The organism is Rahnella sp. BCC 1045 (assembly GCF_019049615.1).
In the GTDB taxonomy this organism is placed as follows: domain Bacteria; phylum Pseudomonadota; class Gammaproteobacteria; order Enterobacterales; family Enterobacteriaceae; genus Rahnella; species Rahnella contaminans.
This window is the reverse complement of the sequence record NZ_JAFMOZ010000112.1, coordinates 23,293-47,892: the sequence shown is the minus strand read 5'-3', so window position 1 is coordinate 47,892 and position 24,600 is coordinate 23,293. Positions and strand designations below refer to the sequence as shown.

Genomic DNA, 24,600 nt, shown 5'->3' with positions numbered 1-24,600 from the left:
ACATGACAGCAGAAAGTCACTCAACGTATGCCGTGTATCCGGTAGGCAAAATAGCCTTTATCGCCGGACTGCAGTGGCGGTGGCTGCCGGTTCGCGGGCGGGCGAAGATGCGCGCTGAAGCCCGCGAGCAGCTGGCGAGCCGCTGGGTATCGTTGCCCGTCGGCGATGCTGGTGAACCGGGCTCCCTGCTTGGCACCCTGGTTGACCGCGGCGAGACGCCGGTACGCCACCGGCAGCTGGCCTCACTCGCTCTGGCTGTGCAGCCGTCCCTTGCCCCTAACGCCTACGGGGTGTTTCCGCTGGCGGAGGGAAGGTGGTGGTTCGTGGCCGTTGTTAACGGCCTGCTTTCCCCTTACGGCGATGTGGTCGGGAGCGAACAGGCCGTACGCGCCGCCGTCGCTACGTTCCTGATGGCTCTACCCGTGCCGGCTGACGGCTGGACCTTGTACGCTCCTTCCGGTTTTTTTGACGGCGCCGTCAGCCGGCTTGAAGGCTTATCCTCTCTGTTGCAGGGGCGGGAAGCCATCGAACGTGCACGGTTGCATAAAACCGAAAGTAAAACGGCTCTTTCCCTGTGGTTGCTGAGCGGCTTACTTATCGGCGGCGCGTGGTGGGGGTATCACGTTCTGCAAAGCCACCAGGATGAGGTGCGGCGCGCCCATGCACAGGCGCTGATTCGGGCCCAGCAGGCCGCACTGGTTCAGCATCCTGAGCAACTGCTCAAACCCTGGGGCGGGCAACCGGATTTTGCCAGCGTGCTGAAGTCATGCAGCGGGCTCTGGCAGCAGGCTCCGCTGTCGATTGCAGGGTGGCTGTTCAATACCGCCGTATGCAGCAATAAAGGTTCAATGACGTTGCACTACACCCTGCCTAAAGGCGGCACCGTCGGGGATTTTGCCGCGCGGCTGCCGGCCCTTTACGGTGAGAACGTCAGGGCCGTGTTTAATATTCCCGGCGCGGCCGATGATGCGTCCTTTACGCTCCCGGTCACTATAACCCCCGTGACCGTACCGGAGCCCCTGCTGCCGGGGGAAGAGCAAATCCAGCGAATGACCAGCTATGCCCAGCGTCTCAATGCCCGGCTGCGGTTCAGCGCGCCCCGCGTACTGAACCAGAAAATCAACCAGACGGAGATGCCGCTGCCCTGGAAAACCTACAGCTTCACGTTTATTACCGACATTCCGCCCGACCGCCTTTTTGCCTCCACCCGTTTTTCGGGTAACGGCATCAGGATACAGACCATCACGGTCGCCCTGCACCGCAGCCGGCTGACCTACATACTGGAAGGAACGCTCTATGCAGACAACTAACTGCCGTGTGCTGATGCTGGGTGTAACACTCCTGGCAGGCCCGGCACTGGGTGCAACGCCCGCCACTACCCTCGTGACGCCACAGCCGGCTCCTCCGCCGATGGGTTCCCAAAAGGGGGCCCTGGCAGTGACTGATTTGCGTCACGAAGATAACGCACGAGAAATGAGCGAGGGCCGGCTTGAGGGGATCCAGTCAGAAACGGTGCTGTTTGAAGCCCAGCTGGCACGGGCTAAAGCCTGGAAAGAGCTCCAAAGCAACGGGTATGACACCGCCCTGTCAGGGCCCTTTAACCCGGCCTCACCGGCGCAGGACAAGACCACCAAAGACGTCCGCCCGGCCACAGCGAGCACCGTGTTGCCGCAGGTAGTGGAAGTCTCGGGCACCGGCAAAGCACTGGCCGCCACGCTGGTACTGGAAAACGGCAATCAGATCCGCGTCCAGACCGGCAACCCTATCCCCGGGACGCCGTGGGTGGTAGCCAGCATTACATTTAATAACGTGACGGTCAGGGGCAATGACGGTGCCCTGACTTCACTTGCTTTTTCGGGGTAGCCATCATGCATATCAGTGAAAAGGCGGCCAGCTGGCTGCATCTCGATGAATCAGAGGCGGGTGCTGGGCGCTTGTATGTCTCTCAGGAGCACCGTGCCGACACGGCCATACAGTCTGAAATTAACCGCATTTTGCGTGAAAGCCCGCAGGTCATTCTGCACCCGGTGCAGCTGGGCGAATTACGCCAACGGCAGCAGGCGACAGGAGGGGAAAAGGCCGGCCCCGGAAAACCCTGGTCAGAAGAACAGAAAAAAGTGGTGCAGTTTATGCGAGAAGGGCGGGATCACCGGGCTTCAGATCTTCACTTTTTGGTCGGGATGGAAGACATCACCTCCATTGTGTTTCGCATTCATGGCGATCTGGAGCTACACAGTACGATGGAAACCAACGAGGGTGAATTACTGGCATCCACTATCATCCAGTCGATGTGTGACGTGGCCGCCACGTCATTTGACGCAGGGTCAGAGCAGGATGGCCGCCTGCGCAATGAGTTTGTGCGCGGGCTGGGCCTCTACGCCGCCCGTTATTCGGCAACACCCACGGAGTTCGGGCTTTACGTGGTGCTGCGGGTCATTAAGGACGAGAGCGAAGACACCCCTTCGCTTGATATGCTGGGTTTTTTGCCCGCGCAGCAGCAGCTTATCCGCCGCATGCTCGGGCGTCCTGAGGGGAACATCACCCTCTCCGGCCCGACGGGCTGCGGGAAAAGTACCACCATGCGCACCTTTTGTAAGATGTATCAGGAGTCTTCCGGCTACCGCAGGCGAATGATAACCGTGGAAGATCCGCCGGAAGGCAAAATTAAGGGCGCGGTACAGACGGCGATCCGCGCCGATAAAAATGACCCGGCCGCAGTCACGCAGGCGTGGCAGCGCGCACTGTCTGCCCTGAAGCGGCTCGACCCCGACTGCGTGGTGGTGGGCGAAATGCGGGATACTTATTCCGCCAAGTCGTGCCTCAGCGAGGGGAAAAGCGGCAACATGGTGATGAGCAGCACCCATGCCAATGACCCGATAGGCATCCTTGACCGCCTTATCGACACCTTTGATATCCCGGTAGGTCAGGTGGCCGATCCGCGGGTGATGGTGGGGCTGATATCACAACGGCTGGTCCAGATACTGTGCCCGCATTGTAAAAAAAGTTGGGAAGAACATCGTCACGCGCTGAACGAAGATGACACGGCACTGGTGACAAAATATTGTAATACCTCGCGCATCGCGTTTCGCCACCACGAGGGCTGTGGCCATGAGGACTGCTGGAAAGGCATCACTGGCCGTAGGGTGATCGCCGAGGTCATCCGACCCGATGTCCGGTTTATCCAGCTTTACCGTTATCAGCACGGGCTGGCTGCCCGCAGCTACTGGATCCACACCCTGCAGGGTATTACACGCGGACAGCATCTGATGGGGTATATCCATGATGGCCTGGTTGACCCGGTTGACGCTGATAAAATCAGCCCGCTGGACGAGGATGATCTGAACTATTTCCCCCCGGACGCGCTGCTGGCTCCGGACGTGCTGGAGGCGAAACGCTATGGCTGATTTCTTTGCCTCTCTGCGAAACCGCCTGTTTCCTTCTGTTTCCAACCACGGGCGCGACCGTCTGGCCCGCTGGCTGGCACAAAAAACCTTCAATACCTCCGACCGCCTGTCTCTTTACGAAGATCTGGCCTTTCTGCTTGATAACCGTCAGCAAGTTCAGGATGCCCTGGCCGGAATTGTTCGCACGCACAAAGGAAAGCGGCCGCCGGTGGTGCTGTGCGTCGAAGATGCGCTGGCCGCCATGGGCAGCGGCCGGTCTCTGGCATCGGGGCTCGGGGGATGGATACCCCGTCAGGAGGCCACCATCCTGAGCGCCGGCGTCAAAGACTTATCCGGCGCGCTTAAGCGGGCGTCCGAGGTGGTCAAAGGACTGGCAGAAATGAAGGTGTCAGCCTGGACGGCGCTGGCATATCCCCTGATGCTGCTGACCACCACGGGAGCACTGATGCAGATGGTCAGCGCACATTTTTTGCCGCGCCTCGCCCAGCTCATTCCCGAAGATAAATGGACGGGCTGGGTGTGGTGGCTGGGGGCGATCACCCACTTTTTTGTCGATAACGCCCTGCTTCTGGGCGGCGGGATGGTGGGGATCACCAGCTGGATCATCTGGTCGTTACCTCATCTGACCGGGACGGTGCGTTCACGCGTACTCGACCGGATGCTGCCCTGGAGTCTGTACCGCGAAATGCAGGGGGTGTCATTTCTTCTCAACTTCAGCGCGCTGCTGCGCTCACAGGTGCAAACCCAGCCGGCGCTCGACATGCTGTGCCGTCATGCCTCTCCCTGGCTCTATGAACGCCTCAGTGCCACCAGCCGTCAGGTGGGGCGCGGAAAGCAGCTCGGGTTAGCGCTGGCGGACAGTGGTTACGTCTTCCCGTCGGCCGATGCCATTGACAAGCTCAAACTTCTGACCACGGGCAAAGGCTTTGAAGGGCATATCGAAAACTTTGCCCGCGTCTGGCTGACGCAGTCTATCCGGCGCATTCAGCGTACCACCAAATGGCTTCAGCTGGCGGGCATGCTCCTGACGGCCGGCTATATGGGGCTCACTGTCCTGGCTACCCAGGATTTAAGCAATCTTATCGGCATCCGGTAATTCTCTTTTTCATTCCACTCTGAGGTCAATCCCATGTCCCATACTCGCATTTTTTCATCCCGCATCCACCTTGGCGCCCTGACGCTACAGGAGGCGGCCATCTGGTTTGCGCTGGCCCTGATTGTCACCGTGGCCGGTTTTGCGATAGGGGGCGGTTTGTTTAACCGCGCCGACTATTCGCAGGAGTTCACCAACGCTGCAGAAATGATGACCAACGCCCGAAGCATGCTCAAGACCGCCGGGGCGTATGATTTTTCCTCGGCGGAGGCAATGACCGGCGCACTTATTCAGCGCGGAGGGGCGCCCAGCGGCATGAAGGTGGTGGGCACGCCGTCGTCAGGGACGGCGACGCTACAGAACGTCTGGGGCGGTGCAACAACGGTCGGGCCGGTCAGCAACAGCGGCGGCCAAAACACGTCATTTGGCTTAACGTTTAATCTCGTGCCGCAGGAGGCGTGCATTCAGATGGTGCAGAAAATGAGTTCGGCTTCCAACGTTGCCTCTACGTCGGTCAACGGGACAACAACAACGGGGGCTGTCAGTTCTGACGACGTGGGTGTCGAGTGTCAGGCGGACAACGGCTCTATTGGCGTGAATGTCCTGGTATTTAACAGCAACACGTGAAAAAGGTGCGGGGCAGGGGTGCCCCGCTTCTCTTTATTGCGTTTCCCAGCATCTCCTTCCGGAGGCACTCCCATGCAAAAAAACGGATTCCTTGCCATTGTAGCGGGTGCATTTACCTGCTCACTGGCATTGTCATTTCCCGCACAGGCGTTCTGCTTTAACGAAGCCGGCGCAAGGTATCACGTTGACCCGCTGTTATTGCGTGCGATCACCCAAGTTGAAAGCAGCGATAACCCGCACGCCATTAACTACAACCGTAACAAAAAGGGGAAAATTACCAGCCATGACGATGGCCTCATGCAGATTAACTCCACGCATCTTCCGGAACTTCTGTCTATGGGCGTGCTTCACAGTGAGCAGGAGCTGCTGACCAATCCCTGCCTGAACGTGCAGGTAGGTGCCTGGGTTCTGGCCCGCCATCTGCAGGTGTGCGGCGTGACCTGGGAGTGTCTGGGCAGTTACAACGCCGGATTTGCGGATGATAACAAAGAGAAGCGCATGCTTTATGCCCGCAAGGTGTATGCCAAGTATCTGGTTTTACGCCAGTCCTGACCCCCGTGGATCCTCCAATGCAACTCACTGTTGATTTTTTGCTTTTCCTATTTTGGCTGGGCGCAATCATCGCGTTCATGGTGTGGCAAGCGGCTCGCTTTCTGGATTGTCACGGCGGCCCGCCACTCTCGCGCAGACAGATTTTTCCCGTTATTGCAGCCTTCAGCATGGCATGTGTCACGTTATTTTTGGCTGGGCCCGGCGTGCCGGCCTTGCTCAGAGGCGTGACGCTGTTTGCGCTTTTTCTGCCGATGGCATTGCTGGACTTGCGTTGCTACTGGCTTCCGCAGCGCTTCACGGTGACGTTCTGGTTGTTGGGAGGGGTTTCTGCCTGCCTGCCCGGCGCACCGATGACGCTACTGTCTTCCCTGCTATTCAGTGCCGCAGTCTTCACCGTCCTTTATAGCCTTCGCACCGTCGCTTTGCGTTACCGCGGTGAAGTTCTGGGCCTCGGGGACGTTTACCTGATGGCGGGGATGTTTGCCTGGCTACCCTGGCGTGCGGCGAGCTATGCCGGTGCCGGAGCGCTGCTACTCTGCGCACTGGCCTCACTCCTGATTGGGCGACGCAGCCAGCCTCTCGCGCCGGCGCTGCTGACGGTGTTAACGGCGGCGGTTCTCTTCTTTCCCCGGTTTACACAAGGTGTCCTATGAAACGATTTTCACGGCAGCCGCGCCCGGTACACCGCGGCAACATGTTATTGCAGATGGGCATTGTCATGGGGGTGGTCTTGCTGCTGGCTCCGACAGCCTTTGACCGGCTAGCTGACCAGCAGCAGGGGAAAGTCTGGGAAACCACGGCCGCTCACCTGGATTTTGTTGCACAGGCCGCAAAGCACTATGTTCTGGATAACCGTGACACGCTCCTTACCCAGGTCACCGGTGGCGCCGTCATTGTTACCGGCGCAACGTTGCGCGCTCAGGGATATTTACCTGCCGGATTTTCGCTGACCAATGACAGTGGACAAAGCTATCAGCTGGCCATCACCAAAGACCCCTCCCAGGCAGGCCAGCTGGTGGCCTTTGTGCTCACCAGCAACGGCAGTGAGATCCCTTTTAAGGGGTTGCGCGAGATTGCTTCTGACGTACCCGGTATGGGGGGATACGTGTCGCCTGCCAATGTGGCGACCGGTGCTGACGGGGGGTGGACACTGAATTTATCGGACTACGGGCTGAGCGCACAGACCGGGCATCTGGCGGCGTTCTTATCCGCTGATGTGTTGGGGACGGATGCCGATGAAAGCGACCGTTTGTACCGTTATCAGGTTAACGGGCGGCCTGACCTGAACCGCATGCACACCAACATTGATATGGGGGGGAATAGCCTGAACGATGCTGCCTCGGGCACCTTCAGCGGCACGGTGACCGCCGCCACGGGAAGTATCACTGGCAGCCTCAGTGCAGGGGCAAATATTGCGGCCACCGGCAACCTGTCAGCCGGTAACAGCGCGACCGTCAGTAACAGTCTGACGGTGGGTAATGATATCCGCTCTACTAACGGCTGGGTGGTTACGTCCGGGGATAAGGGCTGGTACAACGACACGCACGGTGGCGGTTTTTACATGTCGGATGACGACTACATCCGCGCGCTGAACAATAAAAATATTTATACCGGCGGCCAGGTCCGGGGCGGCAGCGTTCGGTCTGACAGTGACCTCTCTGCCGCGGGTGTTTTGCATCTGGATCAGGTGAATTCAGCCGGCCAGGCGTGCACATCAATAGGGGACGTCAGCCATAACGCCCTGGGTGCAACGATGTCCTGCCAAAATTACGTCTGGGTGGTTAACGGCGGTGGTCAATATACCTACACGACTTACACGCTCAACGCTTCGAGCGGCCAGAGAAAAAATATCGTGACGGCGCAAAATAATGTCTGCTTTGTTTCGGGGCACAGCGATGAGGGTGAAGCGGTCGTTAACTCTTCTTATAACCTTTATATCCAGGACAATTACTGGCAGGCCACCTTCACTAACTCCATTCAGCAGCTGTATGTCACCTGTGCCCAGCAGCAGTAACGGAGCTTGCCCTGCAGGTTAAAAGCCTCCCAACTTAGCGTCGCCTCTCGCTTTCGTAATACTTCAGACAACCTCCCCGGAGACATCATGAGACTTTTTCTTCCCGCTGCCTGTCTGGCGGTATCGCTGCTGTCTGGCTGTCAGACAGGGATAACCTGCAACCGGGCCCCCTTGTTGCCCGTGAAGGTGGCACCGTTACCGGCCACGCCCGGCGTTGCACTTTCGCGACAACAGCTGTGGCTTGACGGTGACATGAGCGCGGCGGCGCCGCTGCCGCTGGCAGTCATTCGCGCCGACAGTGACCGGGTCACGCTGTCCTGGCACGGTGACGCACTGGAGTTACTCAGCGCGCTGGCCCGGGCGCGGGGGCTGGTCTTCAGCTACGCCGGCGTGCGCCTGCCGCTGCCGGTGGATATCGATGTGCAGGGCGTAACCTACGCCAACCTGTTGCGCATCCTTGAGATGCAGACTGCGTGGCGAGCCACGCTGACGCAGTATCCGGGACAAATGGTGGTGGCATTTATGCCCTCTGTTCCTGAGCGGCGGGGAGTCAGACGATGAGATGTCGCCTTAGCGTACTCCTTCTGCCCGTACTGCTTACGGGCTGTGCGGGATTGTCTCTGACCCGCCCCTCCGTACCCACCGGCCCTGACGGTGCGCCGCCGCCGGGGCCTGATGCCTACCTCTCACCGGTAAAACGCAGTACCTCCGAGGTGTCCGACAACCGCCGCGAGATGCTGACCGACGCCGCCCGCACGCTGGGGTTTCGCGGCGGGAAGGCCCAGCGGGCGTGGGAGCTTAAACGCAACCTGGAGGCGAGGGCGGTGCAGCTGGACGCCACCTATGATTTTCGTCCGCTCATCAGCGCACGCGGCTGGCTGCCCCCGGTGATCACCGAGGCCGTGGACGTGGCGCACGTGACGCCCGACCAGATCCGCACCGCGAGCCGGGTGTACGAAATCGTTGAACCGGAGCGGTTCGTGAGCAACCCGCCTTCCTGGCGTAACTGGCTGATGGCCGGTTTAAGCACCGCCAGCCCCGACGGGCCGGAAGGTTCACTGGTGCCGGACAACGGCGTCCAGCGTGACATCTGGCAGGCGGCGCTTAACGCCGGCTGGGCGGAGGGACGCCAAAGCGCGGACGACACGCTTGAGGCTAACGTGAACCGCCTGACCCGCGACTACAACGGCATGCTGCAGTACATGCTGTTACGCCGTGAAAATATCATCACGGCACCGGTGGTGACCGAGCAGCAGCAGACCGTCACCGGCGACAGCCACAAACTCACCACGGGCGACCGCGACCGCCGCCTTGAAGCCCATGCGGGCTTTGTCACCGACAAAGCCCGGTGGAAACCCATCATTAATACGGAGAAGCGCTGATGTCTGAACCCTACACCTTTCAGGACGGCCTGAATGCCGATCCCCTGAACCGTACCTGCGGCAATCACACTCAGGTCCCTGAGTTAATCGTCGTGGGCGAAATGCGTGACCGGGACCCCTCCGGCACAGGCATCGGGCATCTGTGCCTGTCCACTCCCATGATGATGCCGGAGAAGCGCTGATGTCTGACAGTGTCTTTGAACCCTACGCCTTTAAAGAGGGCCTGACGGCGGATACCCTGCGCAGTTTCATGGTCTGGTGTGCCCGCCAGCAGGTCAGCGACATTCATCTGCAGGGGGACAACCATTTCGTTATTGGCCGTCACGGGCGCCTTCTTCGCGCGAGTTCGTTTGCAGTGGCTGACGATACGCTGGGCAAACTGCTGGACGATGTGTTTACCCCAGAATTGCGCCCGATGGTCCGCGGGGGTGTATCGGTAGACAGGGCGCTGCAGCTCGACGGCAACGCGGACGGTCGCTACGGGCTTACCCGCGGTGAACGCATCCGCTTTCGCGTCAACCTGCTGCAGGGCACGGCCGGACGTCAGGACAGCACCATTGGCTGGACGCTGCGCGTTATCCCTTCAGATATCCCGCCGCTTGAGGATATGGGGCTCCCCGATGACCTGATGGAACACATCCTGCCGTCTAAGGGAATGGGCCTGTGGGGCGGCATTACCGGTTCAGGTAAAAGCACCGCGCTGGCCTCCACCTATCGTTACTGTCTGGACTACTACCCGGACAGGAAGGTCGGCACGAAAGAAGATCCCATTGAGTTCATTCTCGGTCGTCCGGGGGATGTTTTACCGCCGCTGCAGTCGCAGATTGGCAAGGACATTCCGGACTTTGCGACCGGTATCCGTGCGGATTTGCGCCGCGCGCCGTCGGTCATCGGCGTGGGGGAGATGCGCGACCGTGAAACCATCGACGCTGGTATCCGCGCCGCACAGCTCGGCCACCTGTGTTTATCGACGACCCACATTGACTCCCCGGGCGAGGTGTTTGCGCGCCTTATCAATGAATTTGCCTACGAGAGCCGCGAGGCGATGGCCTGGGCCTTGCTGGGCGTGCTGCAGTACGTGGTGGTGCAGACGCTTTTGCGCACAACCGATGGCAGGCGCACGGCCGTGCGTGAGTACATCATCATTGACGGTCATCTGCGCGAAAAGCTGGGTGAACTGCCCTGGCCGCAGTGGGGGAAGCACGTCAACGCCCTCATACGCCATGAAAAACGCCGCATTGTCGATCAGGCCTGGATGCTCTACCAGCAGGGACGCATTGATGCCGCCGAGCTGGCGGAGGTGATGTCACCCCGACAGCGCCGCGAGTTAGAAGCGGGGAGCGTCGTATGAATGACAACAAACAGCACTGGCCGCCAGGCTATTGGCGGGATGCCGGCCGCAGTATGAACGTGTATGGCGTCCCCGGCGGGCTCTTTCTTCTCTATCTCTTTTGGTTTCGTTTCCCCTCGATGCACACCCTGTATGCCGTGAGCCTCGTCATTGGGGCATTTCGCATTCTGCAGATGTTCGGCTGGTCGGTGAGCGTGCTCATAGGGCGTCTGGTGCGCCTGATGCGCGGAAAAAGCCTGAGCGGCCGCCCCTGGTGGTATCGCCGCTTTACTGACGGTGAGTAACCCTCTCATAACCCAAGTTTTTCAGGAGGTCTTATGGAACACCCTGAACCTGAAGTGCGCCTCTGGCTGGCCATACCGCATGCTGACCGGCATACCGCCGTTGCGGCAGGAGGAAAGCTGGCCGACGGGCGCAATGCCCTTGTCTGGAGCCCGGACGACCAGCTGTGGTATGCGCGCCCCGGCGCCGCTCCTGAACGCCTCAGGCCCTGGCTGCCTGACCGCACGCTGCGAAGCGGCGGCGGGGACCCCGAGTCTGAGTTTTATGACGCGCTGACGTCGGAAGGGCTGATCCTCAATGGCCTGCCTCTCATGGACGGCAACCGTCATCGGGTGGCGACGGTCGAGGATAAAGGTGACAAAAAAAGCGGCGTTTACCGGGGGTTTCTTGACGGACGGCCCGCCGGCTGGTTCATCAACTATCACCGCGCGGAAACCGAAAAGAGCGTCACTAACTGGAAGGCCAGCGGTGGCGAAGCGGATCCTCATGTCCGCCTGCACATCCGCGCAGGCTTGCGTCAGGCGCAGGAGGATGCTGCGCGGGCACGGACGGTGACCTACGCCACGCAGACGGCAAAAGCGCAGGCACTGTACGCACGTTTACCCCCGGCCGACCCACAGCATCCTTATTTACAGCGAAAGGGCATCACCCCCACGGACGATCTGCGCCAAACCCGTAATGGTGCGCTGGTCGTGCCTTTTCACGACGTTGACGGCGCGTTCCGTACCCTGCAGTACATTCCCCCTGAAGGGGATAAATACCTGTTTGCGGACGCCCCGAAGGTCGGGAACTTCCTGGTGGTCGGCGGGGAATTGCGCGACGGCGAACCGGTGCTGTACGCCGAAGGCTATGCCACCGCGCGCAGCCTCAGCATGGCCACAAACATGCCGGTGGTGATGACCATCGACGCCGGCAATATGCAAAACGTTGCCGTGATACTCAAAACCCGGTTTCCGGACAGCCCGCATATCTTCATGGCGGATATGGACCAGCGCAAAGACGTCAATAAAGGGCTGCTTTCGGCCACCGCCGCGGCAGGGCTGACGGCGGGCGCGGCCCTTATTCCGCTGTTTACTGAGGGTGAGGTCTCCCGCGGGCTGACGGACTTTAACGATATGCATCAGTCCCGCGGGCTTGATGGCCTGCGCGGTTATCTGGAAACACACCTGACAAACGCACTTCACACCCTTAACCCGGAGAAATACCCCATGACAGCTCCCTCTGACGCCGCCTTACCCGTTGGGCCGGCCGCACCGGAACAACAGCCCGCACCGGAAAACCTGACGGCAGACAAACCGGCCCGGGCGCGCAGCGGCAGCGCGAAAGAAAAAGCCCCTCAGGTGCATGCGCTGGCCCAGCAGGGCGTCAGTAATGCGGAGATTGCCGCACAGTTGGGCATCGGTATGAGCAGCGTGTACCGCATTCTTAAAGCCCCGGTAGACGCAGCGGATAAGCCCGCTGCGTCTACCGTCTCTACCCCCGCGATAGAAACGGCGCCTGTCGTAAACACGGAAATCAATGCTGCGGCAGCTGAACAACCGGCTCTTCAGGTTAACGTGCCGGAGGATAAGCCTGTCGTCAGCACGGTCTCAAATGAGGTCACAAGTGAAAGCTCGTCAACGGGTAGCACCACGGGATCCATCGTGCCTGATATTGCGACTCAGGCCCAGTCACTGCGTGAACAGGGGCTTTCTCTGGCTCAGGTCGCCGCAGAACTGAATATGGGCGTGAGTCAGACACATCGCCTGCTGCAGACGCTGGAGTCACCGGCGGTACCCGATACGGCGACGTCCGATTTACCGATTTCAGCAGAAGGCTTAGCCGTCTCACCGGGCGCTGAATCCCCTGTTGTACCTGAGCCGGCGACGATGAATACAGGAGCAGAAGAGTCAATCTCTCCTCTTAACACGGCGCAGGCAGAAAGTGCTGAAAGTGAACTTGCCCAAACAGCAGGCGAGGCGGTAAATCAGGCCGAAGTATTCCTCAATGAATGGGCTCGCGACATCGAGATGAAGCATCCGCCACGTGAAGACGCGAGCGAAAGTGAGTTCACCGAAGCATTTTCAGATCTTGAGACGCGTCAGCGGACGTTACTTAATAATGCAAACACGTTAAACACAGAGCAATTCGCTCAACAATTAATCCAACTTATGTCCGAGCGTAAAGGTCTCATGGGGCTATGGATGAGTTCGGATGAGGCTGTAAGAGACGTTGAGCCAGATAAGGATTGCGTCGCGCTTGAAAAGCAGCTCGAAGCGAAAATGGAGCAGAAGTTCGCCACCGAACAGGGGGCCCCGGCGGCATCAGTGCCCGGAGAAGAAGATGCCATTCTGGTCGGTGCGCGCCGCATGGCGCCGCAGGACGAAGATGCGCCCGCCTCTTCCGGGCCCGCATTGTCCCGCATCGATGCAGACAAACTGCTGAGCCGTATCACGTATGAGACGCAGCCTGACGGTAAAAGCGTGCTGTACAAGCTCGACGGCGAGCCGGCGTTTACCGACCACGGCAACCGGTTGGTGATGGCCGACGGGGCGAGCGGCCACGAAGAAAAGGTGCTGTCCGCCTTGCTGACCGCGGCGCAGCACTATCACGGAAACATTGAGTTAACCGGCAGCGACGCCTTTAAGTCCTACGCCATCAGCCTCATTGTCACCCACAAGCTGGACGTCAGTATGAAGTCGGCCGTCCAGCAGGCGGAACTGGACGCGGCGCGGCGCGCCGCCGGGCAACCCGTTGTCCCGACCGATGCCGTCGCCGGTGACCCGTCGAAGCCGCCGGTGCACAGCGCACGTGGCCAGGCGGAGCCGGAAAGGTCACCGTCCTTCACGGCGGATGTGCCGGCGCATCCTGCGCACGTGACGGCGTCACGCGCGGCGCAATCCGCTGTACCCCAAACGCCACCAGCAGCACCAAAATCCGCGATTAAACCGGAGATCCACACCCCGGCCGAGAAGGCACGTGAGCCGGTCACGGGCAAGGTGACCGCCTGCGGGCAGGCGCCGTTCCGCTTTGAGGCGGGGGCTGACGAAAGCACCTTTATCACCCTGCGCACCAAAGAGGGGCCGCAGACGTACTGGGGCAAGGAGCTCGCCGGGGTGCTGCGCGAAAGCCGCCTTCAGCCCGGACGCATCGTCTCGCTGCAGTGGATGGGTGAAAAACCTGTGACCGTCAATGTGCCCAAAAGGGATGCCCAGGGCGTGGTGACGCACTACGAAGCCATCAGCACCCGGCGCAATCAGTGGTCAGTGATGCCGGTAGGCAAAGATCGTGTCCAGACCGGCAATGACCAGATGGTGACACTGTCGGCCTTTGACGCCGGGCGTTTTGCGCAGATACAGCAGGCCGTGGTCACCCGGCTGAAGCTGGAACTGCCGGCGCCGCCGGTGCCCGCCGACGGCCTGTACTGGCTGCGTCCGGACGGACAGGGGACGCAAAGTCAGGGGGATGCGTTGTCAGTCGCCCGTCCGGCCGCCAACGCCAGGGCGGGGGAGCCGGTGATGTCCTCATGGGCCGCCGACGGGACGCCAGACCTCTATCTGGTACAGGGGGACGGGCATTATCTGCAGGGTATCGTGCGTCAGGAGGGGCACTATCAGCACGTTCTGGTCAGCCTGCCGGACAGCAAAGAGGCGCCGGCGATGGTGTTTAACCGGCTGACGGCCGAGGGGGCCGTGCCGGTTGGCAGCGGCAACGGCATCAACCGCTCCAACGGCACGCCGGTGCCGCGCGAGAACGTGGTGGTGCGCCTGCAGGGTGAAGAGCAGCGCATTGCCCGTCTGGACAATCCGGCTGCGCTGCCGCCCTCGCTGCATGCGCGGATGGGGTTTGACGAACGTTATAAAGCCGAGTCCGTCTTCCCAAAGGACCGGCCGGCGGCGGCACCCCAGGCAGCGCCGGTTGCACCGCAGAGACCGGTTTAATACTCGACCCTTCCGGGAGATTCTCATGAAAAAGAACGCGATCACCGCCGTGGTAGCGGTGGTGATGTGCTCCGCCCCGTTTACCAGTTTCGCCGACACCTGCCGCGCCGGCAGCGCGGCCCAGACGGGCAGCGTGGCGGGCTATAACACGGCGAAAAAGGCCAGCGACGCCTGGTCGGTACGCGAAAGCCAGACTTCAGACCAGCTGCAAAGCTGCCTTTCGGGCATTCGCGATATTTCCATCACGCTGCCCAGCTTCCCCAGCCTGCAAAGCATTCTCAGTCAGGCGTCGGAGAAGGTGTGCAGTGCCATGACGGACAAAATCAACAGCAACCTGCCGGACAATATCGACCCCTGGCAGTCATTCGGTCAGTAAGGAGCCGGACATGTCTTCCCCTGAAACACACCCCCACGAGGCGGCGCAGGCCGCCGACGCACAGGCCTATGCGCCTGCCCTGACCGCGCAGTATGAGCGGGCGCTCGGTGCGGCCTTTGCGCACCGCTGCCTGTCGGCGCTGCTCTGGAGCGGCGGCGCGAACGTTGTGCTGGCCGTGGTCGCCGCGGTGCTCATCTGGATGGTGTACCACCCGCCCACCAAATACTTTGCCACCGAACAGGGCCGGCTTACGCAGGCCTACCCGCTGGACGCCCCCGCGTGGAGTGAAAGCGACGTGTCGCAGTTCGGTGCCGACACCATCCGCGGCGGCTTCACGCTGGATTTTGTGCATTACAAGAACCAGATGACGGCGGTTTCGCCGCGCTTTGATGAGCAGGGTTTTGTGGGCTACAACCAGGCGCTGACCGGCTCAAACGTCCTGTCGGCGGTGCGCGAAAAGCGCATGAACCTGACCGTGGGCGTTGACCCGGGCGTCATCAGCAGCCGCGGCGTTATCGGCGGGCGCTACGCCTGGGAGTTTCAGTATCCCGTGACGCTGCGCCTTGAAGGGCAAAACTCCAACAGCCCGCCGCTGCACTACATTTTCACGCTGCGCATTCAGCAGGCCGACGTGCGACTCAAGCCGCAGGGGCTTGAGGTCACGCAGACCATCACCAATAACGCAGGTTAAGGACAGGCCATGAAATCATTACGTTATCTGCCGCTGTGGCTGGCCCTCTGTTCAGCCGCCGCGGCGGCTGCCGTGGCCCCGGGCCAGCCTTCGGCAACTGCGGGAGCCGCATCAAATCCTGCTGCGGGGCCGCAGCCGGGCGATGCCCTGCCGCCGCCGGTCTCACCGCAGTATGACCAGGCGGAGGCGTCCGTGGCGCCGCTGTCCGCGGATGAAATCCGCCGCCTGCGTGCGCTGCAGTCGGCGCAGGAGCGGGCCATGGCGACGCCGGGCATTACCGCCGTGCCGCGTATCAGCGCCCAGACGGTCAGCCTGTCGCCGGGGGCCAGCCTGCCGCTGGTGCGCAACGCGGTGAACTGGCCGGCCACGGTCAGCTTTATCGACAGCACCGGCGCGCCCTGGAAAATACTGGCTGAGCCGGTCAGCGGGTCGCCGGACATCACCGTGAAGTGGACGCCGGGCGCGTCTGTCATGACGCTGATTGCCAACCGCGACTTTGTTAACACCAGCGTCACGCTGGGCCTTGACGGGCTGGCGGTGCCCGTGACGATAAGCGTGATGAGCGGGGAGGCGGACACCACGAAAAAAACCTGGGTCGTTGATGCCCGCCTGGACCTGCGCATTCCGCGACGAGGCCCGGGCGCGGCGGCCGATGCCCCGCCGCCGGCGCGCATCGGCCTGCATGACGACGTGCTGCAGGCCTACCTGGACGGCGTGCCCCCGGCAGGGGCGAAGCGGGTGAAAACCGCCGGTGACGTGCCGGATACGGTGGTGTGGCAGCAGGGCGATGACCTGTATATCCGCTCGCGCGCGGACATTCGCGATGAGTTTGACACCACGCTGTCGTCCGCGGACGGCACGCACCTGTGGAAGCTGCCGGTCACGCCCCGCGTGGCGTTTTCGGTTGACGGGCACACCGAAGCCCTGACCATTGCCCTGGAGTAATTAAATGAGCGATCAGCAAAATACCGGCGGGCACAACATCAAGGTGATGCTGAGCCTGATTGTGTCAGGCGTGGTGGTGTTGGCGGGCGGGGGATACGCCCTGTGGACGCACGTGGCCGCGCCGCCGGAGGCGGAGTCCCGGGTTGACCTGAACCGCGTGGGCGGCACGGCGCAGTCCGGCGCGCAGGAGTCGCCGGCCTACCGCGAGCTGCTGCGGGAAAATAACGCCCGCGGGGCACAGGCCGCCGCCGCGCAGAACGGCAGCTTTATTGCCAGCATCCCTTTGCAGCAGGACGTGATTGTGGCCGGTGCGCCCCCGCAGACGACGGCCGGGGCACCGGCTGCTCCGCGTCCGGCCGCGGGGCAACCGGCGGGGGGCCGAACGCAGGAGCAGGAAAAGGCGCTGAATGAGGCGCGGCAGAAGGCCCTTGCCGGGCTGCTGGCCCGTCTGCAGCACCCCCCGGCGGCGGCAGAGCTGCCGGAGGCTCAGGTGCTGGGCGGTAAGGAAGGCGGCTGGTCCGCATGGCGTGATTCCCTGCCCGGCAACGCCGTACAGCTGGCGGCGCAGCAGGGCCGCGGGAATGTTCTCAGTGGCCAGCCCCCGGTGGAGGTGGTGGCACCGTACTGGCGGGGACCGGGAGAAATTTACACCGGCGTGAATTCGGACAACGGCGATACGCCGGTGCTGGGGCGCTTTGTGTCCGGGCCCTATGCCGGCGCGATCCTGAAGGCCAGCGATGGCGCAAAACTCTCCGGAGACGGCGTCATCATCCACTTCACGACGATGGCGCTGGGCGGGCAGAACTACAAAATCGATGCCTACGCACTGCAGGACGATACGCTGGTGGCCAACGTGTCCACCGACGTCGAGCATCACTATGTCCGGCGTATTATCCTGCCGTCCATCCTGAAGGGGATTGGCGGAACGGGCGATTTATACGCCCAGTCCAACACGCAGCTGCTGAGCAACGGCTTTAACACCGTCACAACCCGCCCGGCGACCCCTGACGCGTCGGCGGTGGCCGGCGTTATCGTCGGTGACACGGCAGGCCAGGCGGCTCAGGTGCTGAGCAGCGACGCGGCGCGCCTGCCGGATCGCACGGTGACCGTTAACAGTGGCCAGGTGGTGGCCATTCAGTTTATGCGCGGCGTTTACAGCACCGACGCCGAGGCGACGCCGGGCACCGTATCCACTGCGGCGAGCGCCGCGGCATCCGCCGGTCCGCTGACCTCCAATCCTTCCCCGTCCGCCGCCGAGCTGCGGGCACAAACTCAGGCGCGTATCCGCGCCGCCCAGCAAAAAGGAGATACCCTTGATTGAGCTTAACGCCCCGCCGGAGGACGCGCCGGTTCCCGTCTCGTCCCCGCCCGCACCGAAGCCGGCAGGCAGCATTCTGACCCGCCCCCTTATTTTCGGGCAGTCGCTGCCGTGGCTCGCCGGCATCGTTATCGTGCTGGCGGTGGCGGCCTGGTATTTTTTTTGGCCGTCGTCATCCGTGCCGGACACCGGCCAGCTGGCCTTCGGGCAACCGGCCGGAATGCGTGCGGTGGCACCTGCGTCCTCGATACCGCTGCAAACGGGCGGACTGCACGTTCCCGGTGCGGCCCCTTCTGAGGGTATCGCCGGGGGGACCGTGCCGGAGGAAGTGGTGAAGATGATCCGTGACGGTCGGGATTTTGAGGCCGCCAACCGCGAGGCGATTTCGCGCCTGTCGGATACGGTGCGGGCACAAAGCGCGGCGCTGGCCGCGTTGCAAAAGCAGTCGGAAAACCAGGTTGCTGAAAACGCGACATTGGCTAACCGGCTGACCGTGCTGGAGGCCCGTGCGCCTGCCGCCCCCACTTCCTCCGTGAATACTAAGCACCGCAGCGTGCGGCGCCCGGCGCTGGCGGGCATGCAGCTCGAGGGGGTGCAGGACGGCATGGCGTGGGTGAAATGGCAGGGACAAACCTGGGCGGTACAGCCCGGGCAGCAGCTCGGGAGTCTCACTGTCATTGAGGTCAATGCAGATAACCGGGAAGTGGTGACCAGCGGCGGCGTGCTGCGCTAAGGAGGCGTCATGGGCAGTTCTCTTGATGGCATCACCCTGCTGGTAAACCTGGCGTCCGGGCTGCAGGGTGCGGCCACCGGCCTCGCCTTTACGCTGGGTATTTTTTTAGCGGTCGTGGGCGCGGTGGGCTATCTGGCCCGTCAGTCCTGGCTGGCCCGCAAGTCACCGGGGCAGGCGGCCAGCGGGGGCAGCGTCGTGGCCATGATACTGCTGTGCGGTGGCCTGGCGGGGCTTGAGCAGCTGATTGACGCCGCCGGCAAACAGCTGGGCTGGCAGGTGTCGTTTGACGCTATCAGCTACGTCTCTGTCGGCACGTTCGGGCAGGGGGCGGTGGCGGCCAATGCCCTGCTGACGCTGCTGCGCATGGTGGGCGTCTGGTTCTGCCTGACGGGCGTCATGCTCTGGCGGCGTTCCAGAAAGGACGGGCACACCGGCCTGTCGGCCGGCAACGACGTCAGCAGCGGCACGGTGAAATTTATTATTGGCGTGATGATGGTCTGCAGCCCCTACCTGCTCGACGCCATTGAGAAGTCACTCGGCATGTCCTGAATCCTTCAGAAAAAATAGTCCCGTCCGTACCGGACATTCATTCGTGGCCATCCCGGCCATTTTTACACTTAAAGGAAAACACTATGTTAACTCGCCTTCACCGCGCGGCGTTCGCGCGCGCCCTGATGTTGTCTGAAACGCTTCGCCGTCACACCCTGCGCGGGCTGTGCGCGTATGCGGCCCTTATTTCACCGGTAGCCATGGCGGACGGTGATATTGCCGACATCCTCAATAATGTGGCAAACGGCGCCAAATCGGGCACCACCAGCACCCTGACCATTGCAGAATTTATGGGCGTTATTGGGATTGTGGGCAGCCTGGTTGCGCTGAAATCCATGAAGAGCAACCCGCAGATTAAGCCGTGGCACGTGGGGCTGACCTTCGTGGTCAGCCTGCTGCTGATTGTTATTCCGGAGCTAATCAAACGTGGCCAGACGCAGTTAGGCATGACGCCGGTCAGCATCGGCAGCTGATTCAGCTGTGGCGGAGCCGGCCACCGTGCCGGCTCAGAATTTTACAGATGTGTCACGTGCGGGATCGCTTTTGAAAAAAGGTGTAAGTCATAATGGCGCAAATCGGAAGTGAAAGTCAGGTATCTGTCCGTACAAGATTGATGGACATCAGGAACAGGCTTGAGCAGCGCATGTTTAGTGACTGGAAAAACGCTCGCGTGCTGTTAAGGGAGCTTGAAGGGATTGGCGATGGACATCCTTCCGGGTGTCCATCTCCTGACAAGCTTTTAGGGGTTATCCGTCTGTTCCGTGCGGAGAAGTTTAGAGTGGTTCGTGAGGGGGGATCTGAGATGTCTGCGGTAGACGATATTCAGTTCGCGATTTCCGAATTAAAAAATATCGCCATAGCAGCAAAAAAGGCCCGGCCCATAATTATCCATAGCCCCTGGTGGGAACGTTACAGTCCCTTACCCGGAATATTATTGGTCTGTGTCTCATTGGTTTTTAGCCTGGCAATTACCTATGTTTCTCTTTCTTACTCATCAATAATCTATTTGTCGCTGAGTTTTATCGCGGTGGTATTTATATTTGGGGTGCTATCAAGAAGTGAAAAGGGAGTGATTGTTTCCGTGTCGATAATAATGTTTTCGGTGCTTAATATAATTTCACGCTAATTCTCATTGAGAATGAGTCCATTTAGTACCTCTGCCTGTACAGGAAAATCTCATGACACAATCCCACACCCCGGAACGGGGGGGCGAACTGCTGCCTCTTACCCCTGATATCCACGGCGACAGCACGCCTGACGCGGCTGCAATACAGGAAACCATCACCGCCCTGAAGGTGCTTCGGGAGGCGGCAGAAATAGAGGGACCAGAAAAAGAGACACCCTGGCGGGCGTGTGAGGATGCTCTCGAAAAAATATACCCCCGTGTTTTTATTTTACTCTGCTTCACGCCGCTGATTGTCATGTCGCACTCCCTTTTTGCCATGATGTTTCAGGTCATCAGCGCAATTATTTTTTGGGGCGTTGGAACCGTCAGTAGCCACCATCCCTACGTATCGGACAGTAAGCTGTTCATGATTCTCCTTGTTCTTCTGGGCGGGCTGTTTTCCGTTGGCGAATATCTTGTGGTTTTTCGCCACCTTGCCCATGCCTAATAACAAAGAGGAATGTTACCCGCGCCTCATGAGCCCCGCTCTGTTCTTCTTTTCTTAACCTCATTATCAGACACCCGGTGTCTGTACAGGAAACCCCGATGACACAATCTCACGCCCCGGAACAGGGGGAGGGCGAACTGCTGCCCCTTATTCCGGATATCAGTGGTGATGATTTGCCGCCGCGGCCCGTGGCTCACCCTGGCGGCATCGCCTGCGAATGCTGCGGCGTGAAGCCGCAGCGACTCTGGCTGGGCCGCCCCGGCGACGTCGGGGTTTGCACGCTCTGCTGGCTCACGCAAAACCTCGACAGCGCGACGGCCGCACACGGTCATCTGGTTTGGCTGCCTGATGCACGTCCCGCCGACCTGCAAAACCTGCAGCGACGGGCCCTTATTGCCCTGCGTTCAGAGCAGCGGACGACGCGTGCGGAAGGCAAGCGCATCTGGAACTGGATGGCCCGCCATGCCCGCGAGGTGGAGTCTATGTGGGGCACGTCACGGGCGTCGGAGTTCGCCGCCGCGATGCACCGGCTCACGCCCGGACGCCGCAGTCAGATGCAGCAGCGTCTGGAAGGCTGCGTGCTCATTTTGCCCCATGACGTTTTTGACGACCTGACCGTGCTGCTGCCCGCCGGCAAAAATCCGACCGCAGCGGTGCGTACGCCCTGCTGGGGCACCTATACCCGGAGTAATCTCTATGCCAAACCCCCTCATCCGCTGGACTGAAGACATCATCACCGCCGCAACCCGCTTTGCGGTCTCCCGCGACCTGCCAGACTACTGCGACCTGCAAACCATCGTGCGCCTGACCGAAGACGACCGCGTCCGTCATCCTGACTTGTCAGCCCCCTACATTATGGTGACAAAGAACGGCGACTACGTGACGGTATTTGAGGTGGCCGGCAGCTTTCGTGAGTCTGACGAATCACAGGCGAAGGACAAACCGGATGCCTGGTCGGGCCGCCTTGAGCGCATGATGGTGAACCTGACAACCCATTTCGGGCATCACGGGCACAAAGTCAGTCTGGTTCATGAGTGTGATCCGCAGGGGGGGCGCGCTGAGGTGCAGCGCCTGCTTGCCCCCCAGTACCGCTCGCTCAGGCGGACCGGACTGAACCTGAAATACTTGCTCGATGAACAGGTGGAGAAGCTGGCCCCCTGGGTGAACCGAGAGCGTACCTGGCTGGTGTGTTACACCGGCCGCGGCGTGCTGGCCGGGCACGAGCTGCGCGACGAGAACGCCCGCCTCAGCGAACTGGTCAAGGCCAGCCCGACGGCGGCCTTTGGTCAGAACCCGCTGCTGGCTGAACTCACCGGGCTCAAAATTCGCCACGACGCCTTTCTCACGCAGGTGGAGAGCGCGCTCGGCGACAGCGGAAAGGGCGTCCTGCTGCGCCGCGTTGACGCTCACGAAGCCGGACGCGTGCTGTGCGCGCAAACTGACCCGCAGGGAACCAGCGAACACTGGCAGCCGCTCCTGCCGGATGACCCGGTCATGCCCCGCGGCGTGCGGCAGGGGGGTGACGCCACGGCGCTGCTTGCACCCTGGCTTAACTTCCAGGTGATGGGGGCCGGCGTTGATGAGATACGCAACAACCTGATTAAAATTAAGGGCGTCTGGCACGGTACGCTCGCGATGAACCTCGGGCCGCAGAAACCGCAGAGCTTTGCGCGCCTGCGCGAGCTGGTGCCGCGCAGCGTGCCCTGGCGGGTGCGCATGGACATGATGCCCGGCGGCATGAAACGCCTGGGTATGAAACGGGGCGTGCTGGGCTTAACCGAATGGGTGCCGGGTCTCAGGCCCATTTTTCAGTCGGTTTCGCTGCTTGCCGCCCGCGAACAGCACGAACCGGTGTGCGTGATGACGATTACCGCCGCGACCTGGGGGGACTCGCCGGAAACGGTCACGCGCAACCTGACGCTGCTGCAGCAGGCGCTGACGTCCTGGGGGGTATGCGGGGTGACGCAGACCTTTGGCGACCCGGTCAAGGCGTGGGTCGCCACGCTGACGGCGTCCTCTGCGGCAAGCGGGCCGTGCCTGATGTATCCGCCGCTGTCGGAAGCGTTGAACCTGATGCCGCTGACGCGTCCGGCCTCGGCCTGGAACGAGGACGGCAACGCCTTGTACGTGACGCCCGACGGCAAGCTGATGCCGGTGGATCTCGCGCCCTCCAACCAGACAAAGAAAACCAACATCGTGGCCGGCGAGTCCGGCGGGGGTAAGTCGGTGTTAATCAACCGTCAACCCATCATTCAGGCGATGTCCGCCCAACAGCAGCTGTCCTTCTATGCCGGCATTGATAAAGGGTTCAGTTCGCAGGGGATGGTCTCAATACTGAGGGGCGCACTTTCGCCGGAGCGTCAGGACGAGGTGATGAGTATTGTCCTGCGTAACGATCCGAACTTCTGCCGAAACCTGTTCGACATACAGCTCGGACTCACGATGCCATTGAGTTATGAATCCGAGTTTATCCAAAACACGCTGATGGCGCTCTGCATTGACCCCGGCACAGGCGTGCCACCAAACGCCCGTGATACACCTGGCATTCTGCGCCGTTTGGTTACGGATGCGTTCAAATCCTGCCAGGAGGATCCGCGGCGCTATGAGCCTGGGCTCGTACCCGAAGTCGACGCGGCGCTGGAGATGTCCGGCGTGTGGGAAAAAAATCCTGACGCCAGGGACAGTGCTAAATGGTATGAGATTCGCGATCTTCTGCAGGATGCTGGCTGCACAGACGCGGCACAGCGGGCGCAGTTCCAGGCTGTGCCGGAGCTTGCCGACATGGCGTCGCTGCTGGGAAGCGAGGACTTTAAAAGTAACTACGGCACCATTGAGCGTGACGGCAGCCGGGAACAACTCATCACCTACCTGGCACGCTGTCTGCGCGACGCCTGCGGTCAGTACCGCATGTTCGCGGGCCGCACGCGCTTTATGATAAGCCCGAAAGCGCGCGTGATCACCGTAGATATCCAGTATGTCGCTGGAGACAAGTCGCCAGCGGGGTACCTGCAGACCGGCATTATGTACCTGTTTGCCGGACATATTTCCGGTGGTGACTTCGTGCTCCCGCAATATCAGACCGAGTTCTTTCCCATGCTTCATAAACGCTGGCATGCACTGCACGCTGCGCGTATCGAACAGCTTGACCAGGAGGTGAAAACGAAACAGTACGATGAGCTGCATAATGCGAAGGGCGTGCCGTTTATCTTTCCGATGCTCGAAACCGCAGACCGTGAACAGCGCAAATTTGGCGTACGCACGGTGCTTTCCTCACAGTACTTCCGCGACATGCCCGACGCATTGCGACAGTCTGCCAACTCGGTGTACATGGTTGGCGTCGATCCGGAAGACCGCATCTTGCTTCAGGAACGTTTTAACGTCCCGGACACCACTCTGGACCGCTTCGCGCGTATGGGCAGCGGCCCGTCGGCAGACGGCAGCGGCGTGCCGTTCCTCGGCATCTTCCGCATAAAAGGCGGCAGCACGATTGCCCACATCATGAAAAATACGGTGGGGCCGCAGGAGTTGTGGGGGCACAGCACTACGCCCGTCGACATGTCGCTGCGCCGAACGCTTGAAAAAGACGTCGGTGCCGCCACGGCGCGTCGCATTCTCGGACGATTCTTCCCGGGCGGCACAGCCGAAAAGATCATTGAATATCGACGCCGCACGGCGGGTGAGGACAGCGGTGATAACGTCATCCGTATGCTCGCCAATGAGCTCATCACTAAGCAGGGTTACGACCTCTGA

At 61.1% G+C, this 24,600-nt stretch carries 25 protein-coding genes and 1 pseudogene; all 26 read left to right on the top strand.

What is annotated here, in order from left to right; all coding sequences use genetic code 11:
* The first annotated feature begins 2 nt into the window (after positions 1–2).
* The 26 genes and pseudogenes from pilO2 (at position 3) to J1782_RS07130 (ending at position 24,600) form a co-directional block, all read left to right on the top strand.
* Complete coding sequence (pilO2, locus tag J1782_RS07250) at positions 3–1,310, top strand: type 4b pilus protein PilO2 (protein WP_217152767.1); 1,308 nt, start codon at positions 3–5, stop codon at positions 1,308–1,310.
* Positions 1,297–1,863, top strand: a complete 567-nt coding sequence (pilP, locus tag J1782_RS07245) for a type IV pilus biogenesis protein PilP (protein ID WP_217152766.1) — start codon at positions 1,297–1,299, stop codon at positions 1,861–1,863. Before pilO2 ends, pilP begins: the two co-directional genes overlap by 14 nt.
* 5 nt (positions 1,864–1,868) lie before the next feature.
* Positions 1,869–3,404, top strand: a complete 1,536-nt coding sequence (locus tag J1782_RS07240) for a GspE/PulE family protein (protein ID WP_217152765.1) — start codon at positions 1,869–1,871, stop codon at positions 3,402–3,404.
* Positions 3,397–4,500: a type II secretion system F family protein gene (locus J1782_RS07235; protein WP_217152764.1), complete on the top strand. Its 1,104-nt coding sequence runs from the start codon at positions 3,397–3,399 to the stop codon at positions 4,498–4,500. Before J1782_RS07240 ends, J1782_RS07235 begins: the two co-directional genes overlap by 8 nt.
* A gap of 33 nt (positions 4,501–4,533) precedes the next feature.
* On the top strand, positions 4,534–5,124 hold the full coding sequence (locus J1782_RS07230; RefSeq protein ID WP_217152763.1) for a type 4 pilus major pilin: 591 nt from the start codon (positions 4,534–4,536) through the stop codon (positions 5,122–5,124).
* A 72-nt stretch (positions 5,125–5,196) separates the two neighbouring features.
* On the top strand, positions 5,197–5,676 hold the full coding sequence (locus tag J1782_RS07225) for a lytic transglycosylase domain-containing protein (protein WP_217152762.1): 480 nt from the start codon (positions 5,197–5,199) through the stop codon (positions 5,674–5,676).
* Between the two features lie 17 nt (positions 5,677–5,693).
* Positions 5,694–6,329, top strand: a complete 636-nt coding sequence (locus tag J1782_RS07220; RefSeq protein WP_217152761.1) for a prepilin peptidase — start codon at positions 5,694–5,696, stop codon at positions 6,327–6,329.
* The gene (gene pilV, locus J1782_RS07215; RefSeq protein ID WP_217152760.1) at positions 6,326–7,690 is read left to right on the top strand and encodes a shufflon system plasmid conjugative transfer pilus tip adhesin PilV; all 1,365 of its coding nucleotides are present in this window, start codon (positions 6,326–6,328) and stop codon (positions 7,688–7,690) included. The genes J1782_RS07220 and pilV overlap by 4 nt, the downstream gene beginning before the upstream one ends.
* A gap of 87 nt (positions 7,691–7,777) precedes the next feature.
* Positions 7,778–8,251: a DotD/TraH family lipoprotein gene (locus tag J1782_RS07210; protein WP_217152759.1), complete on the top strand. Its 474-nt coding sequence runs from the start codon at positions 7,778–7,780 to the stop codon at positions 8,249–8,251.
* On the top strand, positions 8,248–9,072 hold the full coding sequence (locus J1782_RS07205) for a type IV secretory system conjugative DNA transfer family protein (RefSeq protein ID WP_217152758.1): 825 nt from the start codon (positions 8,248–8,250) through the stop codon (positions 9,070–9,072). Before J1782_RS07210 ends, J1782_RS07205 begins: the two co-directional genes overlap by 4 nt.
* Positions 9,072–9,254 carry a type IV pilus twitching motility protein PilT gene (locus J1782_RS07200; RefSeq protein WP_217152757.1) on the top strand — a complete coding sequence of 61 codons (183 nt, stop codon included), beginning with the start codon at positions 9,072–9,074 and terminating at the stop codon, positions 9,252–9,254. Before J1782_RS07205 ends, J1782_RS07200 begins: the two co-directional genes overlap by 1 nt.
* Positions 9,254–10,423, top strand: coding sequence for a plasmid transfer ATPase TraJ (gene traJ / locus J1782_RS07195; RefSeq protein ID WP_217152756.1), 1,170 nt, complete (start codon positions 9,254–9,256; stop codon positions 10,421–10,423). The genes J1782_RS07200 and traJ overlap by 1 nt, the downstream gene beginning before the upstream one ends.
* Positions 10,420–10,707, top strand: coding sequence for an IcmT/TraK family protein (gene icmT, locus J1782_RS07190; protein WP_217152755.1), 288 nt, complete (start codon positions 10,420–10,422; stop codon positions 10,705–10,707). The genes traJ and icmT overlap by 4 nt, the downstream gene beginning before the upstream one ends.
* Positions 10,708–10,740: 33 nt before the next feature.
* A pseudogene (locus tag J1782_RS26545) lies at positions 10,741–10,911 on the top strand (hypothetical protein); the annotation flags it as partial.
* Positions 10,912–11,016: 105 nt separating this feature from the next.
* Positions 11,017–14,625: an LPD7 domain-containing protein gene (locus tag J1782_RS07185; protein WP_254302961.1), complete on the top strand. Its 3,609-nt coding sequence runs from the start codon at positions 11,017–11,019 to the stop codon at positions 14,623–14,625.
* A gap of 25 nt (positions 14,626–14,650) precedes the next feature.
* Positions 14,651–15,001: a conjugal transfer protein gene (locus J1782_RS07180; protein ID WP_217152753.1), complete on the top strand. Its 351-nt coding sequence runs from the start codon at positions 14,651–14,653 to the stop codon at positions 14,999–15,001.
* 10 nt (positions 15,002–15,011) lie between these two features.
* On the top strand, positions 15,012–15,692 hold the full coding sequence (locus tag J1782_RS07175; RefSeq protein WP_217152752.1) for a DotI/IcmL/TraM family protein: 681 nt from the start codon (positions 15,012–15,014) through the stop codon (positions 15,690–15,692).
* 9 nt (positions 15,693–15,701) lie between these two features.
* Entirely contained in the window at positions 15,702–16,637 is a 936-nt protein-coding gene (locus tag J1782_RS07170; RefSeq protein ID WP_217152751.1) for a DotH/IcmK family type IV secretion protein, read from the top strand.
* A gap of 4 nt (positions 16,638–16,641) precedes the next feature.
* Positions 16,642–17,958: a conjugal transfer protein TraO gene (gene traO / locus J1782_RS07165; protein WP_217152750.1), complete on the top strand. Its 1,317-nt coding sequence runs from the start codon at positions 16,642–16,644 to the stop codon at positions 17,956–17,958.
* Positions 17,951–18,688 carry a conjugal transfer protein TraP gene (traP, locus tag J1782_RS07160; protein ID WP_254302960.1) on the top strand — a complete coding sequence of 246 codons (738 nt, stop codon included), beginning with the start codon at positions 17,951–17,953 and terminating at the stop codon, positions 18,686–18,688. The genes traO and traP overlap by 8 nt, the downstream gene beginning before the upstream one ends.
* A 9-nt stretch (positions 18,689–18,697) precedes the next feature.
* Positions 18,698–19,237, top strand: a complete 540-nt coding sequence (gene traQ, locus J1782_RS07155; RefSeq protein WP_217152749.1) for a conjugal transfer protein TraQ — start codon at positions 18,698–18,700, stop codon at positions 19,235–19,237.
* Positions 19,238–19,320: 83 nt separating this feature from the next.
* The gene (locus J1782_RS07150) at positions 19,321–19,710 is read left to right on the top strand and encodes a DUF6750 family protein (protein WP_217152748.1); all 390 of its coding nucleotides are present in this window, start codon (positions 19,321–19,323) and stop codon (positions 19,708–19,710) included.
* Between the two features lie 92 nt (positions 19,711–19,802).
* Positions 19,803–20,363 (top strand): hypothetical protein, encoded by a 561-nt coding sequence (locus tag J1782_RS07145; protein WP_217152747.1) that lies wholly within the window; start codon positions 19,803–19,805, stop codon positions 20,361–20,363.
* A 52-nt stretch (positions 20,364–20,415) separates the two neighbouring features.
* Positions 20,416–20,850: a hypothetical protein gene (locus tag J1782_RS07140; protein WP_217152746.1), complete on the top strand. Its 435-nt coding sequence runs from the start codon at positions 20,416–20,418 to the stop codon at positions 20,848–20,850.
* A 98-nt stretch (positions 20,851–20,948) separates the two neighbouring features.
* Entirely contained in the window at positions 20,949–21,575 is a 627-nt protein-coding gene (locus J1782_RS07135) for a conjugal transfer protein (protein WP_217152745.1), read from the top strand.
* Positions 21,547–24,600, top strand: a complete 3,054-nt coding sequence (locus tag J1782_RS07130; protein ID WP_217152744.1) for an ATP-binding protein — start codon at positions 21,547–21,549, stop codon at positions 24,598–24,600. Before J1782_RS07135 ends, J1782_RS07130 begins: the two co-directional genes overlap by 29 nt.

Coding starts and splice junctions, on each gene's coding strand:
- J1782_RS07140 (WP_217152746.1), top strand. CDS start 20,416: ATGACACAATCCCACACCCCGGAACGGGGGGGCGAACTGCTGCCTCTT.
- J1782_RS07185 (WP_254302961.1), top strand. CDS start 11,017: ATGGACGGCAACCGTCATCGGGTGGCGACGGTCGAGGATAAAGGTGAC.
- pilO2 (WP_217152767.1), top strand. CDS start 3: ATGACAGCAGAAAGTCACTCAACGTATGCCGTGTATCCGGTAGGCAAA.
- J1782_RS07145 (WP_217152747.1), top strand. CDS start 19,803: ATGGCGCAAATCGGAAGTGAAAGTCAGGTATCTGTCCGTACAAGATTG.
- traQ (WP_217152749.1), top strand. CDS start 18,698: ATGGGCAGTTCTCTTGATGGCATCACCCTGCTGGTAAACCTGGCGTCC.
- J1782_RS07135 (WP_217152745.1), top strand. CDS start 20,949: ATGACACAATCTCACGCCCCGGAACAGGGGGAGGGCGAACTGCTGCCC.
- J1782_RS07205 (WP_217152758.1), top strand. CDS start 8,248: ATGAGATGTCGCCTTAGCGTACTCCTTCTGCCCGTACTGCTTACGGGC.
- J1782_RS07210 (WP_217152759.1), top strand. CDS start 7,778: ATGAGACTTTTTCTTCCCGCTGCCTGTCTGGCGGTATCGCTGCTGTCT.
- J1782_RS07225 (WP_217152762.1), top strand. CDS start 5,197: ATGCAAAAAAACGGATTCCTTGCCATTGTAGCGGGTGCATTTACCTGC.
- J1782_RS07180 (WP_217152753.1), top strand. CDS start 14,651: ATGAAAAAGAACGCGATCACCGCCGTGGTAGCGGTGGTGATGTGCTCC.
- J1782_RS07170 (WP_217152751.1), top strand. CDS start 15,702: ATGAAATCATTACGTTATCTGCCGCTGTGGCTGGCCCTCTGTTCAGCC.
- J1782_RS07240 (WP_217152765.1), top strand. CDS start 1,869: ATGCATATCAGTGAAAAGGCGGCCAGCTGGCTGCATCTCGATGAATCA.
- J1782_RS07230 (WP_217152763.1), top strand. CDS start 4,534: ATGTCCCATACTCGCATTTTTTCATCCCGCATCCACCTTGGCGCCCTG.
- traJ (WP_217152756.1), top strand. CDS start 9,254: ATGTCTGACAGTGTCTTTGAACCCTACGCCTTTAAAGAGGGCCTGACG.
- J1782_RS07130 (WP_217152744.1), top strand. CDS start 21,547: ATGCCAAACCCCCTCATCCGCTGGACTGAAGACATCATCACCGCCGCA.
- J1782_RS07175 (WP_217152752.1), top strand. CDS start 15,012: ATGTCTTCCCCTGAAACACACCCCCACGAGGCGGCGCAGGCCGCCGAC.
- J1782_RS07150 (WP_217152748.1), top strand. CDS start 19,321: ATGTTAACTCGCCTTCACCGCGCGGCGTTCGCGCGCGCCCTGATGTTG.
- J1782_RS07220 (WP_217152761.1), top strand. CDS start 5,694: ATGCAACTCACTGTTGATTTTTTGCTTTTCCTATTTTGGCTGGGCGCA.
- icmT (WP_217152755.1), top strand. CDS start 10,420: ATGAATGACAACAAACAGCACTGGCCGCCAGGCTATTGGCGGGATGCC.
- J1782_RS07235 (WP_217152764.1), top strand. CDS start 3,397: ATGGCTGATTTCTTTGCCTCTCTGCGAAACCGCCTGTTTCCTTCTGTT.
- traO (WP_217152750.1), top strand. CDS start 16,642: ATGAGCGATCAGCAAAATACCGGCGGGCACAACATCAAGGTGATGCTG.
- J1782_RS07200 (WP_217152757.1), top strand. CDS start 9,072: ATGTCTGAACCCTACACCTTTCAGGACGGCCTGAATGCCGATCCCCTG.
- pilP (WP_217152766.1), top strand. CDS start 1,297: ATGCAGACAACTAACTGCCGTGTGCTGATGCTGGGTGTAACACTCCTG.
- pilV (WP_217152760.1), top strand. CDS start 6,326: ATGAAACGATTTTCACGGCAGCCGCGCCCGGTACACCGCGGCAACATG.